The 14,120-nt window shown below is 73.2% G+C and carries 5 protein-coding genes; 1 reads left to right on the top strand and 4 read right to left on the bottom strand.

Annotated elements, in window-relative coordinates; translation table 11 throughout:
* The 3 genes from AB0I59_RS30535 to AB0I59_RS30525 form a co-directional block, all read right to left on the bottom strand.
* A complete protein-coding gene (locus tag AB0I59_RS30535) occupies window positions 1-9,357 on the bottom strand; it encodes a hypothetical protein (protein ID WP_358138397.1) in 9,357 nt (3,118 codons plus the stop codon).
* A 155-nt stretch (window positions 9,358-9,512) separates the two neighbouring features.
* Window positions 9,513-10,205, bottom strand: coding sequence for a cysteate racemase (gene cuyB / locus AB0I59_RS30530; protein WP_061261128.1), 693 nt, complete (start codon window positions 10,203-10,205; stop codon window positions 9,513-9,515).
* Window positions 10,202-11,695, bottom strand: coding sequence for an amidohydrolase family protein (locus AB0I59_RS30525; RefSeq protein WP_358138395.1), 1,494 nt, complete (start codon window positions 11,693-11,695; stop codon window positions 10,202-10,204). The genes cuyB and AB0I59_RS30525 overlap by 4 nt, the downstream gene beginning before the upstream one ends.
* A 102-nt stretch (window positions 11,696-11,797) precedes the next feature.
* Between AB0I59_RS30525 and AB0I59_RS30520 the strand changes: the two genes are divergently transcribed.
* Window positions 11,798-12,883, top strand: a complete 1,086-nt coding sequence (locus AB0I59_RS30520; protein ID WP_358138393.1) for an Lrp/AsnC family transcriptional regulator — start codon at window positions 11,798-11,800, stop codon at window positions 12,881-12,883.
* Between the two features lie 3 nt (window positions 12,884-12,886).
* On the opposite strand, the gene AB0I59_RS30515 is transcribed toward AB0I59_RS30520, so the two are convergent.
* Complete coding sequence (locus tag AB0I59_RS30515; RefSeq protein WP_358138391.1) at window positions 12,887-14,074, bottom strand: amidase; 1,188 nt, start codon at window positions 14,072-14,074, stop codon at window positions 12,887-12,889.
* Between the last annotated feature and the right edge of the window lie 46 nt (window positions 14,075-14,120).

Below are 14,120 nucleotides of genomic sequence, written 5' to 3'. Positions count from 1 at the left end.
TCAGCCCGCGCAGGCCACGGGCGAGTCGAAGTGTCCGGGTGAGGTGGGATACGGCGAGCCGCTGTCGCCTGTGGGGATCGCCAGCTCCCGCGCCCCCGAGGCGTCACCCGCGCCGCGCCCCGCGCCCGCTCCCCAGGCCACCTTGGCCAGGAAGTCGAGCATCGCCGGGGAGTGCTGGCGGACGATGTTGTGCCCGCCGTTGGCCGGGCCGCAGTGGGTGTAGAGGTTGAACGAGCCGTTCCAGTCGATCATCTTGTCGCCCGGGTTCGGCCCGTTGGCGGTCCGGTCGCCCTGCAGCACGTCCCGGTCCGCTCCGCCGTACTGCCAGTCGACGCCCTGGTGGTGCTGGTCGTCGATGACGGAGGCGTTGTCCTTGTCGGTCATCCGGAACCAGAGGCAGGGGTCGACGACGGTGGTGAGCGTGCCGTCCGGCATCCGGCCGGGGGCGCACTCGTCCGGGAAGGAACCGCGCGGGTTGTAGTCGAGCAGGTCCGCCCCGGCGCCACCGAAGACGTGGTCGACGAAGCGGTCGCCGGTGCCCCGGGCCGCCGGGTCGAACACGCCGTCGCTGAGGCAGTCGGCGGTCGCCGCGTCGAGGACCGGGTCGCAGCCCTTGCCACCCCAGATGACGTCCGCGCCGTCGTCGCCGAAGACCTCGTCGCCGCCGCTGTCGCCGTTGATCAGATCGTCGCCCGCGCCGCCGTGCATGCTGTCGCGTCCCGGCCCGCCACGCATGCGGTCGTCGCCGCCCTTGGCGAACCCGTCGTACGGCATGGCGGCGCTCACCCAGGTGTCACCGTCCGCGTCGTGCAGCAGGTCCGCGCGACGGTCGTAGGAGCCGAGCGGGAAGCCGCGGTAGGTCTCCTTCGGCGGGGCGTTGAGGCTGACCGTGAAGCCGAGCCGCTGGGCGTCCCCGGCGTCGATGCGCTCGTTCACCACGCCGCCGCGGTCGCCGAGAATGGCGTCCTCGCCCTCGCCGCCGTCCATCTCGTCGTCGCCGAGCTCGCCGAACATGTCGTCGTCGCCCGCTCCGCCGTACAGGCGGTCGTCGCCGTCCTGTCCCCACAGCCCGTCGTCGCCCGCGTCGCCGTACAGGCGGTCGGCCCCGAAGGCGCCTTCCGGCTCGCACGTCGCCTGGGCCTGCGTGCAGAACCTGGTGGACTCTCCCGGCAGTGCCGGATCGTGCGTACGGCTGCGCGTCGCGTCGGCGGGCGCCTGCCCCGCCGCGTAGCGCTCGGTGTAGACGCGCTCGCCGCTCTCGGTGAGCGTGCGTACGAGCGAGCCGTTGTCGCCGAGCAGCACGTCGGCCGCGCCACCGCCCTCGATCGCGTCGGCCTTGTCGGCCGCGCCCGGCTTGGCCGAGCCGCCGATCAGGTCGTCCTGGCCGGGTGTGGCGTCCTCGCCCTCCAGCTCCGCTGGCTCGCTCGCGGCGCCCTTCCAGCCGGGGTCGGCGAGCGGCTCGCTGGTGGTCTGGGTGGACTCGGCCGACAGCGGGAGGTCGCCGCGGATCTGGTCCGCGCCGCCGCCGCCCTCGACATAGTCGCCCTGGGCGCCGCCGGAGATGTAGTCGTCACCGTCCTGCCCCCACAGGACGTCCACACCCGACCCACCGGAGATGCGGTCGCCGCCCGAACCGCCGCCCAGGAGCGTGACCGCGCGCGGTGTCATGGGCTTGCCGGCCGATCCGGACCTGACCGTGGCCCGGGTGGGCTCACCCGCCGGCGTCACCAGGGCGTTGTCTCCCAGGACGACGTCGTCGCCCGGACCGCCGAACAGCGCGTCGTCGTCGTCGGCCGTCGCCGTGTGCGAGCCGCCCACCACGTCGTCGTCGCCCTGGTCACCCTCGACCCAGTCGACTCCCTGGCCGCCCTCGGCGTAGTCGTCGCCCGCCTGGCCGCGCAGCCGGTCGGCGCCGCCCTGCCCGAAGATCGCGTCGTTGCCCGCGCCACCGTCGGCGACGTCCGCGCCGGAGCCGCCCGCGAGCAGTTCCACCCGATGCGTGCGGAGCTGGCCGGCCCGTGCCGCGACCGGGGTCGCCGTGCCGGACGTGCTCAGGACCGCGTTGTCACCGGCGATCACGTCCGGTCCCTCGCCGCCGAGCAGGGTGTCGCCCGCGTCGGGGTGCGGCCCGGAGCCGCCGCCGACGAGTTCGTCCTCTCCGTCCTCGCCGAGCACCCGGTCGGCGCCGTTGCCTCCTTCGAGGTGGTCGTCACCGGCGTCGCCGTGCACCTCGTCGGCCCCGATCCCGCCGAAGGCGATGTCGGCGCCGTCGCCGCCGTGGATCACGTCGGGGCCACCGGCGTCCTCCGGCGTCCCGTCCAGGTCGAAGGAACCGGTGGCGTCGCCGTTGTCACCGACCAGCCGGTCCGCTCCGGCGTCGCCGTAGAGCGTGTCGCCTCCGTCGGCCTTGCCCGCCGTACGGCTGCCGCCGATGACCAGGTCGTCGCCGGAGCCGCCGAACGCGACGTCCTCGCCCGCTTCGCCGAGGACCGTGTCGTCCTGCGCGCCGCCGTAAAGCGTGTCGTCGCCGGAGCCGCCGGCCACCTCGTCGGCCCCGTCGTCGCCGTAGGCGGTGTCCTTGCCTGAGCCGCCGCTGATCGAGTCGTCGCCCGCCCCTCCGGACAGGTGGTCGTCGCCCCGCTCGCCGCAGATCCGGTCGTCTCCGGCACCGGCCTCGACCCGGTCGGCTCCGCCGCCGGCCGAGACGGTCTCCTTTCCTGAGCCTCCGAGGATGAGGTCGCGGCCGTCGCCGTTCCCGTCGGTCTCCTCGCAGGGCTCGGCGCGCCGCCTGTCGCCGAAGATCGTCGCGCCGCCGTCGCCGCCCACGATGTGGTCGTCGCCGTCGCCGCCGACCAGCAGCTTGACCGACGGCTCGACGCCCGCGGGCAGCGGCAGGTGCCGTACCCGCCTGGCCGGGCCGTAGTCGTCGCGGCCCTCGGCCTCGCCGACGTCGGACGGCTCGGCGATCACCCAGTCGTCTCCGGGGCCACCGAAGATCTCGTCCTTGCCGTGACCGCCCGCGAGCACGTCGTCGCCGCCACCTCCGATGATCTTCACCGTCTCGCCGGGCAGGGAGTGCCCGGCGACCAGGTCGACGGCCTGCCCGCCGTACACCGTGTCAGCGCCCGCGCCGGTGTCGACGTAGTTGGGGCCGGTGTCGGCGGGTCCCGCGCCGTCGGGTTCGGTCTCCTCGCGCGGTCCCGTGTAGATCTCGTCGCCGGCGGATCCGCCGGTGAGGGTGTCGCTGCCGGGCCCGCCGACCAGCAGGCTCGGCTGGGCGCGGTAGCGGGGCGACGGGTCGGTGGCGGCCAGCGGGCTGTCGGACGCCACGCTGAGCGTGTCGTCCCCGCCGTTCCCCCACAGCCGGTTCCTGCCGAGCCCGGCGGCGATCCGGTCGTCGCCGTCGCCGGAGCCGTCGGCGGGCTCGCCGGGCAGGCCGTCGGCGGTCCAGTCGGCGACCTCGACCGTGCCGACCTTCCGGGTGGCGGGGGTGAGGCGGCCGTCTCCGGCCACCCAGCCGCCCGCGCCGCCCACGGTCAGGTAGTCGTCGCCGGGGCCGCCGGCCACGATCGCGACCGTCCTGCCCCGCTCGTCGTACTGGTCGGCGCTGGTGATCTGGTCGTCGCCCTTGCCACCGTCCACCACGTTGGTTCCCGCGCCGGCCAGGATCAGGTCGTCTCCCTCACCGCCGAACGCGACGACCTTCCGGTCGAACGGGTACGGCTTGCCCGACGCGTCGGCGTAGCCCTGGAAGACGAGCCGCAGGCTGCCCTTCGCGCCGCGGCCGTCCGCCAGCACCCGGTCGAGTCCCGCCGTACGGTGCTCCTCGCGTACGCCGAGCGCGCTGACCACGAACCCCTCGTCGCCGGGGAGCTGGCTGACGGTCCATTGCTCGGCGTCGTCGCTGGGCCCCGCCGTGCTGCCGCCTCTGGCCGGGCGCATCGGCCCGATGTGCAGCACCAGCGCCTCGCCGCTGACGGTGGCGAGCTTGGGCGGATCCTCGTCGCACTTCGGTTTGGCCGAGAAGTCGAGCAGCGTGGCCTCGACGATCGTCCAGTCGAACCGCTTCTTGAAGATCGAGATCCCGATCTCCACCCAGGCCTTGAGATAGACCTTGAGCTTGCCGTCCATGGTGAACAGGCACAGCGGGTTGCGCAGCAGGACGCCGGTGAACTCGTGGAACCTGAACTTGCCGTCGTTGGTCGGATCGGCCCAGAGCATCGAGATGGCCAGGGAGACGCCGCCGCTCACGCCCGCCTTGACCAGCAGCAGGTCGACCGCCGCTCCGGCCTCGAGTTGTCCGTACAGCTTGATCGCCGGTAGGGGCCGGCCGCGTTCGTCGGTGGTCTTCAGGTAGAGGCTGTCGAGGACCTGGAGGTCGGCCTCTCCCTGCTCGATCGCCTTGCGGATGCCGTACGTGTCGAAGCCCGCCTTGATCCGCGCCTCGACCCCGGCGGTGCCGGAGATGACGACCATGATGGGCGGCGGCGCGTACACCGGGCCGAAGGACTGGCTGTAGGTGAAGCCCAGACGCAGCGGGCCCGAGTCGTACTCGACCAGCTCCACGTCCTTGCCCATGAGCAGGCTGAAGATCGACCGGCCGGCGTTGTCGAGCACGGGGAAGCTGAAGCCGGCGCTCTTGGAGTGCTTCAGCGGTCCCTGCTCGGCGTCGCTCGCCGCCTTGCCCTTGGCGCAGCTCCTGGCGCCCTCGTCGAGCGCCGCGAACAGGTCGTCCGTCTCCGGGGCCACATCCGTGATCAGCGAGTCCGCCACGTCCGGCGAGTTCTCGGTGGTGAGCGCCCTGTCGCCGACCACCGTGAAGCCGCCGATGGGGATGTGCAACTCGCCCCGGCAGTCGGGCAGGGAGGAGACCAGCTTGAGGATCTCGGTCATCCGCTCGATGAACTGCGTCGTGCTGTTGCCGCCCAGGGTGTTGAACTTCTTGGCGATCGTCATCAGGTTCACGTCGTCGCCGCCCGCGGCCCGGCTCAGGTCCGAGAGCACCGGGATCGGCGCGTAGAGCTGGTCGACCACCGGCCTGACCGGATCGGTGAGCCGCTTGACCTGGGTCACCACCGGGCCGAGGACGGTGCGGAAGAAGTCACCGGCCTCCAGGTTCACGTTCGTGAAGGCGATGTTCAGGTTCGCCGGGTCGGGGGCGCCGCCCTTGGTGAGGTCCCAGGCCACGTGGAAGTCACCGAACAGCCCCGGGAGCATCGGCGACCCGGGCGTCACGGTGAAGCGCCAGTCGATGGCCGCCTTGGCGTGCAACGAGGTCTCCACCAGGTCACCGGCGTCGGCGAGTTCCCGCAGCCCGATCCGGCCCACGGGCTTGAGCCCGACGGTGAAGGTGCCCGCGAACAGGTCGGGCGACTGCGCCGTGCGGTTCTTCAGGGTCACGTCGAGGATGGCCAGCTTGGCGTTGATCTGCTCGGGCAGCGAGACGTTCACGCCGACGCTCGCCCGCGGCTGCTTGTCCGGCGTCGCGTCGAGGAAGAAGCCGTTGGTCCGGTCCAGGCCGACAGTGGCCTCGATGTGCCAGCCGACCTTGGCCTGCACGCCCTTGCCGGGCCCCTGGCGCAGCGCGAGGCCGGGGATGCCGATGTCCAGCCGCCGCTCGAGGGCCGCGCAGCCGTCGACACAGCCCTGCTGCGGGTCGACGACGCCCTTGCCGATGCTGATCGTGAATCTGACGCCGGTCAGCTCGGTGCCCTTGGCCGCGTCGCAGGCGGTGGGGTCCGCGGGCTCCGGCGCCTGCACGCAGGTGATCATGGGTTGCGCACCTGGGCCGATCTTGGGGGCCAGCTCGGCGTTGTACCACTCACGCAGGTCCTTGCCGGTGGGCACCCGGCCGCCGTTCGGCAGCTTGCGGATCGCCGCCTTGATCTCCAGGCGCTTGGCGCCGACGAAGTCCGCGCCCTGCTGGAGGTCGTGGCCGACCAGGGGCAGCCGGCCGTCGTAGGCGGCCGTGCGCATGCCGGACTCAAGCGCGGTGAGGTAGCGGTCGATGCCGTCGCCCAGGTTGGTCCAGTCCAGCTCCATCCCGGCGGGCAGCGTGGAGAAGTCGAACGCGGGCAGCTCCAGCCGGTCGATGTCGCCGGGCAGCTTCTTGGTCAGGTCGAACATCTCGGCCAGCGGAGCGGCTCTGGGCAACCGCAGGACGAGCGCGTGCTTGCCGTCGGCGGTGATCGGGCTGCCGCCCAGGTAGGCGGGCAGCACCGCGCACAGCGCGAGGTCGGTCTCGTCGCGACGGGGGTCGCGGTCGCAGGTGACGGGGTCGCTCGTCTCGTTGAGCGCCAGGTCGAGCCCGGCGAAGAAGTCGGCCGGCGGCACCGCCTCCTGCGACTCGCCGCCGTAGCGGAGGCTCACGCCGTAGCCGAGCCTGGCCTGCAGCGGATCGTCGCCCGCCTTGCCGATGGAGACGGGGAGCGGCCCGATGGAGGCGTCGACGGTGCCGTCGAGCTGCGCCCTCGCCTCCAGGTCGAGGCTGGAATCGGTCTCGACGAGCAGATCGCGGGCGAGGTCGAAGTCGCGCTTGAGCGCCACCTGCAGGCCCAGCCGTACCTCGCCGTCGATCGTGGCGTCGAGCGTGCCGGAACCGGAGGCGGCGACCAGGCTGCGCTCCCCGAAGGAGAAGCGCAGCGGCTCGTTCATCGCCGCCTTCTTGTCATAGGCCAGCGACAGCCGCAGCCGGCCGCCCTCGTAGCCGATGCGCACCTGACCGCCCAGCGTCTTGTTCAGCTCGGCGACCATCGCTTGCACGGTGTCCGGCGGGGCGGCGGTCAGCCGGTCGACCGCGTCCCTGAGCCGCGAGCGCAGCGCGTAGGCGGCGCCCGGCTCCGGCGTGGCCTCGCCGAACTTCCCGGTGAACGCCATCGTGTGCCCGTCGCAGACCGCCGCGACGGTCATCAGACGGGTACCGACGATCACTCCGCGGCCGACGTGCGCCTGGGTGAACGTGCGGGAGGGGTCGGTGACGAAGCCGTTGCCGCCGCCGCAGGCGCCGTCGCCGTACACGACGCCGGGGCCCGAGCCCATCTCCTCGGCGGAGACCAGGTCGGAGACCGAGCGGCCGAGGAGCGGCAGCTTCGTGGTCATCGCGTCGCCGACCGGCCCGCTGCCCTTGACCTGGTCGAGGTAGGTGGCCATCGCGCCCAGAGACTTGATCAGCGCGCCGAACAGCGCGCGCGGGTTGTCGGGGTCGAAGGCGAAGTCCTTGACCTTGCCGAGCTTGTCGAAGCCGCTGAAGACCAGCGCGTCCGGCTTGCCGATGTCCGGCATCTCCACCGCGCCGGTGACCTTGCCGCCGAAGAAGTCCGCCATCCCCGGCACGCCCAGGGTGAGCCTGGCCTGGGCGGCGGCGTCCACCTGGGACGTCAGGACCTCGCCCGGGTTGCTCGCCAGGCGCTCGAACAGCCGCGTCAGCCGTACGTCTCCGACGTCCTTGAGCGCCACCTTCACCAGGTCGCCGCCGCTCCTGCCGGACATGGAGAGGTCTCCGGTGACCTGCACCCCCAGGTAGCCGACGACGGCGTTGACGTTGACCGGGGTCAGGACCGACACGCGCGCCCCGAAAAGATCGCGGCCGGTACGCAGCATGATCCGGTCGGCGGGCCGGGGCAACTCGGTCACCACGGTGGAGCTGCCGTCCGGATTGGTGTGCTTGTACGGGCAGGCCTTCTGCTGCCCGTCCGGCCTGGCGGCGCACGCCTGCCCGGTGGCCGGGTCGCTGAGGTCGAGCACGACCGTGGCGGCGGCGTGGTACCCGCGCATCACGCCGGCCACCGACGTGGCCGCGTTGGCCTGGGCGAGCCCCGCGCGGGTCTTGAAGGTGTCGCCGAAGGAGACCTGGCCGATCATCGGGTCGGCCGCGGCGATCCGGTACGGCGCGCCGGCCGCGGGCACGCCTCCGCGCCACCCGTCCGCGGCGAGGGTGACGGTGTCGGCGGTGTTGTCCGCCACGACGCCGCTCGACGCGCCCGCGGTGACCATACGGCCGGCGAACTGCCCGGGCGTCCACTTCTGGCCGGCGTGCTTGAGGGTCGCGGCCGTGTAGGTGACGCCGGTTCCCGCCCCGCTGCTGGCCTGGCCCGCCGGGTTGAGCGCCTCGGGCACGGGGTTGACCGAGCGGTCGATGACGAGCGTGAAGGCGATCTTCTTGGCGGCGTCGTCGTAGCCCGCGTCGGCGACCTTGATGATCGCGCCGCCGGGCAGGCCGCGCGCCTTCCCGAGCGCGGTGAACATGTCCTGGATCGAGGTGAAGGTCGGCCGGCCGGTGTCGCGGTCGACGCTGCCGGCGACGAACGCGTCGAGCGCCTCCGAGATCTGCACCGCGTCGGCCAGGGAACCACGCATGAACGGCAGATCCACGTCGCCCTGGTCGCCCCAGCGGGCACGCTGTACGGCGGTGATCGCGTTGGCCAGATGTGTCAGCCCGTCCAGCAGGTCCTTCGGGGTGAGCGTCTGGAAGCGGTTGAGCCTGTCCAGGTCGGGCTGGCTCACGCTCACCTGCGGGCCGCCCGCCGCGAGGTCCGGCCAGCTCACGTCGACGGTCGCGGTGGCGCCCTCGACCTGGGCACCGGCGAACGGCTGCGCCGTGATCCCCAGCTTGGCGGTGGCCGAGCCCTTCCTGGAGAAGGTGAACAGCCCGGCCGCCGCCCCCTCCGCCCCCAGCTCGCGCAGGTCCAGCCTGCCGTCGCCGTCGGGGTCGGATACGGCCGAGGTGTACGTGGAGGTGAAGGAGAGCGCCGAACCCGCCGACAGGTCGACGCCGAGGATGCCGAAGGCGGCCGTGGGCTTGGCCCCCGCGACCAGTCGCCCGTCCGCCTGGACCGTCAGCGCGACGTCCTTGCCCAGCCAGACCGACTTGGTGGCCGGGTCGTAGCCGAAGGGAAGCTTCGCCGCGAGCTTCAGCGTGACGTTCACCCCGCCGGATGTCGCCAGCGAGACCTTGGGCTGGGTGCTGCTGACCGAGACCGGCCGGTCGGCGACCGTCCTGGTGACCTCCAACGTGAGGTCGAGGCGCCTGATGGTGCCGTCGGTGCTCGCCTTCGCCAGCAACCGGCCGCCGCGCGGGCCGGCGAGCGCGTACTCGTCCTTGAGATCGGCCAGGCTGGTGAGGTCCTTGAGCTGGTCGTACACCGCCACGTCGAAGAGGTCGCCCAGTCCCAGGCCGTCCGCGCCGCCGGGGACCAGGCCGACCAGGGGCAGCTGCTCGCCCATCGGGCCGACCGTCGCGAGGCCCCTGCCCGCGGCGGCGAACCGCTCGACCGCGGACAGGAGCGCGGTGGTCTCCTCATCCCGTTGCGCGGCCGCCGAGGCGACCGGCGGAACCGCCGTGACCAGTCCTGCCGCCATCCCCAAGGCGCACAGAACGCTGAACAATCGCTGCCTGAACACGAGACCCCCAGGACTCAGCAGCCGATATGACGGGGATGTGTCTATCGATCGCTACTTGTGAACCACTTGGGGGAGCTCCGACCCCGCGTGGCCGACGGGGTCCCGCGCGCGCCTCAGCCGAGTGCCACGTCGGCGACCCGGCGGGCCAGCAGGCGGGCGGGGTCGAGCACCGGCACGGGGACGCGGGACACGTCCAGAGCCAGGACGATCTCGGTGCACGCGGTGACGATCCGCTCCGCGCCGCGATCGGCGAGGGACCGCGAGACCTCCGCGAGCGCGCGACGGTGGGCGGGCCCGGCGCCGCCGCTCTTGACGGCGCCGATGGCCGCCATGACCTGCCGCTGGCCGGGCGCGTCCGGCTCGACGATCTCGACGCCGCGTCGCCGCAGCGCGTCCGCGTACAGGCCCGCGCGCAGGGTGCCCGTGGTGGCCAGTACGCCGGCGGCTCCGACGCCGTCCGCCGCGAGGGCGTCGGCCGTGACCTCGATGATGCTCACCAGCTCCAGCCCGGCCTCGTCCGCCAGGCGCGGCACGAAGGCGTGGGCGGTGTTGCAGGGAACGGCGAGCACCTCGCATCCCGCCCGCTTCAGCGCCTCGATGCCGCGCCGCAGGTGCGGGGTCGGGTCCTCGCCGCCGCCGAGCAGGCTCAGGGAACGATCGGGGACGCGAGGATCGCCCCAGATGACGATGGGCACGTGCCCCTGGTCGCAGGTGGCCGCCGTCTCCTCCACGAGCTTGCCGTAGAAGTCGACGGTGGCCGCCGGGCCCATGCCGCCGAGGACGCCGACCAGCCGGGGCTCGCTCATCGGGCACCTCCGACGATGGCACGGCCGGGCAGTACGGAGGGCACCAGGGCGCCGTCGCGCACCACGGCCTCTCCCCCGACGAACACGTGTGTGAAGCCGATCGACGACGTCGCCGGGGTCTGGTACGTCGACCGGTCGGCGACCTCGGCGAGGTCGAAGACCACGAGGTCGGCGTCGCAGCCTGCCCGTACGCGTCCCTTGCGTGCCATGGCCGGGCAGGCGGCCTGGAGGAAGGTGGCGGGCAGCAGCGAGCAGCGGCGCAGGGCCTCGCGCAGCGACAACGTCGCGGTCTCCCGCACCATCGTGCGCAGGAACCGCGCGAAGGTGCCGGAGCTGCGCGGATGCGAGACGGCGTCGGACGGCATGGGACGGTCGCCCTCGACGGGCGCGCCGCCCGCGTCGGTGAAGGGGACGGCGTCCGAGGCGACCGCGGTGTCGTCGAGCAGCAACGCGCGCCTGATCACGGCCAGGTCCGCTTCCGAAGCCTCGTCGAAGTAGTGGACGACGACCAGCGCCTCGGGGGTGTCCTGCCGGATCCGCAGGAGCCTCTCCTCGTCCTCGGGACGCTCGCCCGTGGCCACGACGACCAGGTCCGAGGGGCGGAGGCCGAGACGGGGAAGGCGGTCAGGACGCAGGAACGGGGCGCCGACCGCGGTCATCCCCGCGCCGTACGGATAGGCCTCGGTCGTGATGGCGAGCCCGCGCGAGCGTGCGCCGCCGACCAGCTCCGCGACCTCGTCGACGGCACGCAGCGAGGTGGAGTTCAGGTGGCACAGGTGCATGTGCGCGCCGGTCCCCGCCGCCGCCGCGACGACCTCGGCCGCGCCTTCCAGCGCCGTCTCCGGGTCGTCCCGGTTCTTGAAGCGCGCGTGCGTGAAGGTCGGCACGCCCAGGCGCGCGGCCGTGCTCGCCACGCGCATGTACTCGCCCCTGCCGGTTCGCGGGGCGTACCCGAGGAGCACGCCGATGCCCAGCGCGCCCGCGCCGATCTCCTCCTCCAGGCGGCCGATGATCCGGGAGAGCGCGGCGGGGGCCGCGGGCCCCTGCCGTCCGGCGCTGCCCCCGATGCCCGCCGCGAAGCCGAGCGGTCCGTGTACCGGGGGCGTGCCGTCCAGGACGCCCATCCTGGCCTGCGCCCACGAGGCCGAGTAGCCGTAGTTGACGGGGCGGCCCTCCGCCGCGGCGCTCGCGAGCGCGCGGGCCACGTCGCCCGCGCCCGCCTCCAGATCCAAGGCGGTGGTGACCCCGTCCAGCGCCTGGAGGCGCAGGGAGGGGATGGTCTGCGCGTGGCTGTGCAGGTCGACGAACCCGGCGGTCACGATGTGACCGGACACGTCGAGCGTCCGTGCCGGGCGGAATCCGGACGACTCACCGACCGCGACGATCGTGCCGCCGCTGACGGCGACGTCCGCGACCGCGTCCAGGCCGGACTCGGGATCGACGACCCGCCCCCCGGCCAGCACCAGGTCGCAGTCGCGCGGCGGAGTCATCGGGAAGCGTCCTCTCCCCCACGGCGACCGAGGGGCGATCCAGGGAGCGAGCCAGAAGGCGAGCCGGGGACGGCTGCCCGCACAAGGATCGAGGTATACGGTGTGCCCGGTGTCCGAACGCAGCAATATGACACCAAGGGAGTGATCGTGCAGGATTCCGGCGTCGAGCCTCCGCGGTTGTTGTCGGAGACCGACCTCGAACTCATCGACGCCCTCCAGATCAACCCACGGGCGAGCTGGGTGGACGTGGGGGCGGCGACCGGCGCGGACCCGGTGACGGCGGCGCGGCGCTGGCAGCGGCTGAACGGCACCGGGGAGGCGTGGACCACCGTCGCCCTGGGACGGCGCCAGATGCACGCGATGAGCATGGCGTTCCTGGAGATCGACTGCGAGGCCGGAGCGGCGGTCGAGGTCGCGGGCAGGCTCGCGACGGCGGGGCACCTCATCACCGTCCAGCACGTCGCCGCGGGTCACGACCTCTTCGTGATCGCCGTCGCCGCGTCGATGCCGGCGCTCGCGGACTACCTGCTCACGGACCTGCCGCGGGTACCCGGCGTGGCGAAGGTGCGCACCCATCTCGCCACGCGCGTCTTCGAGGCGTCGTGCCGCTGGCGGCTGCGCGTGTTGTCGCCCAGGTCCGCGAGCGTGCTGACCAGGCGACCCGGGCCGCCGGAGTCCACCAGGGAGATGGACGAGATCGACCGGCGGCTGTTCAAGGCCCTGCTCGCGGACGGCCGCGCCGGTTACGCCGAGCTGGCGGGTGCCGTCGGCATGTCCGAGCGCACGGTCCAGCGGCGGCTGTCACGCCTGGTCGCGACCGGCGACATCGACTTCCGCTGCGACCTGGCCCGCGCGCACGCGGGCTGGCACTCCTCGGCGGTGTTGTGGCTGCGGATGCCGGACGGCCTGCTGGAGGAGACCGGCCGGGCGCTCCTCGACTGGCCGGAGACGCGGACGTGCGCGGCGCTCGCGGGTGCCCGCAACATGCTTCTCACCGTCGGCCTGCACGGGGTCTCCGACCTGCATCCGCTGGTGGTGCGCCTCGAGGAGCGGTTCCCGTACGTGAGCGTCGCCGACCGGCAGATCGTCCTGCGGCAGTCGAAGCTCTACGGGCGGGTGCTCGACCCCTTCGGCCGCTGCACGGGAGTCGTCCCGGTGGATCCGTGGAGCCTGTCGCCGCGTATCTGACGTTCAGCGCGGCTCGGGGATCGCACCCCCACGGGCCTCCCGGCACAGGCCGGCCCGCAGGACGTCGGCCTCCCCGCGCCCCACCATCTGCAGGTCTCCGACGGCCAGCGCGGGCAGGCCGAGCGCGGACACGACGGACGTGATCCGGCCGACCTCGCCGCGCACGGCGGCCTCGTCGCATCCGACCCGCGGCGCGGGGCCGCCGAGCGTCGGGGTGATCACGACGTCGATGCCCGACATCTCGGCCGAGAACCTGGCCCGGACGGCCGCGAGCTCCGCGACGGCCCTGCGGTATTCCCGATGGCCGATCCCGGCGGCGTCGTCCAGCTTCCGCCGCACGCCCGCGCTGTAGCTCGCGGCGTTCTTCGGATACGTGGCCTCGTGGGTGCGCCGGGCCTGCGCGCCCACGATCGTCCAGTACGGGGAGAGGATGTCGTACGGCAGGGCGATCTCGCGTACCTCGGCGCCCAGGTCCGCGAACTCCCCGGCCTGCGCGCACCCTTCGGCGACGCCGACGACCAGCCCCGACAGTGAGGGGGGTGGCGGGACGGCCTCCCCGGAGAGCGCCTGCCACACGCGCGCGCAGTCGGCGACCGACGTGGCCATCGGCCCGACCACGTCGAACATCGGAGCGAGCGGCGCGACCCCCTCGGCCGAAACGGCGCCGGCCCTCGGGCGCAGTCCGACGACGCCGCAGCAGGCCGCCGGGATCCGCACCGAACCTCCGGTGTCCGTACCGAGGCCGACCCGGGCGATGCCGGCGGCGAGCGCCGCCGCCGTGCCGCCGCTCGACCCGCCGGGGGCCAGGTGTTCATGGCGTGGGTTGCGCACATCGCCCCAGTGCGGGTTCTCGCTCGTGACGCCCCAGGCGAACTCGTGCTGGTTCGCCTTGCCGACCAGGAGCCCTCCGGCGCGTTCCAGCAGTTCGACGCACGGCGCGGTGGTCAGGGCCTCCTCGCTCCCGTACAGGACGGAGCCGCGGGTCGTGCGGAGACCGGCGACATCGATCATGTCCTTGACCACGAACGTCCAGCCCCACAGCTCGGGCGGTGTGGCGGGCACCGGCCGGTCGAGGCGCGCGAGCCGGTCGATGACCGGCTCGGCACCGGACTCGATGAGGATGTTGTGCCCGCGGTGGAGCCGAATGGCCTCGGCGGACCTGACGATCGCCGCCTCGTGTTCCATTTCCATGGTCGGGATCTCCTGGGGATGTGTCTGGTGAACGCCGCCCGTCGCG

The organism is Microtetraspora glauca, assembly GCF_040656155.1.
GTDB lineage: Bacteria > Actinomycetota > Actinomycetes > Streptosporangiales > Streptosporangiaceae > Microtetraspora > Microtetraspora glauca.
The sequence above is the reverse complement of the archived record's forward strand: the minus strand, read 5'-3'. Positions and strand labels throughout refer to the sequence as shown.

Excerpts from the sequence above, each read along its gene's own strand:
- cuyB (WP_061261128.1), bottom strand. The coding sequence starts at position 10,205 with ATGAGCGAGCCCCGGCTGGTCGGCGTCCTCGGCGGCATGGGCCCGGCG.
- AB0I59_RS30515 (WP_358138391.1), bottom strand. The coding sequence starts at position 14,074 with ATGGAAATGGAACACGAGGCGGCGATCGTCAGGTCCGCCGAGGCCATT.
- AB0I59_RS30535 (WP_358138397.1), bottom strand. The coding sequence starts at position 9,357 with ATGGCGGCAGGACTGGTCACGGCGGTTCCGCCGGTCGCCTCGGCGGCC.
- AB0I59_RS30525 (WP_358138395.1), bottom strand. The coding sequence starts at position 11,695 with ATGACTCCGCCGCGCGACTGCGACCTGGTGCTGGCCGGGGGGCGGGTC.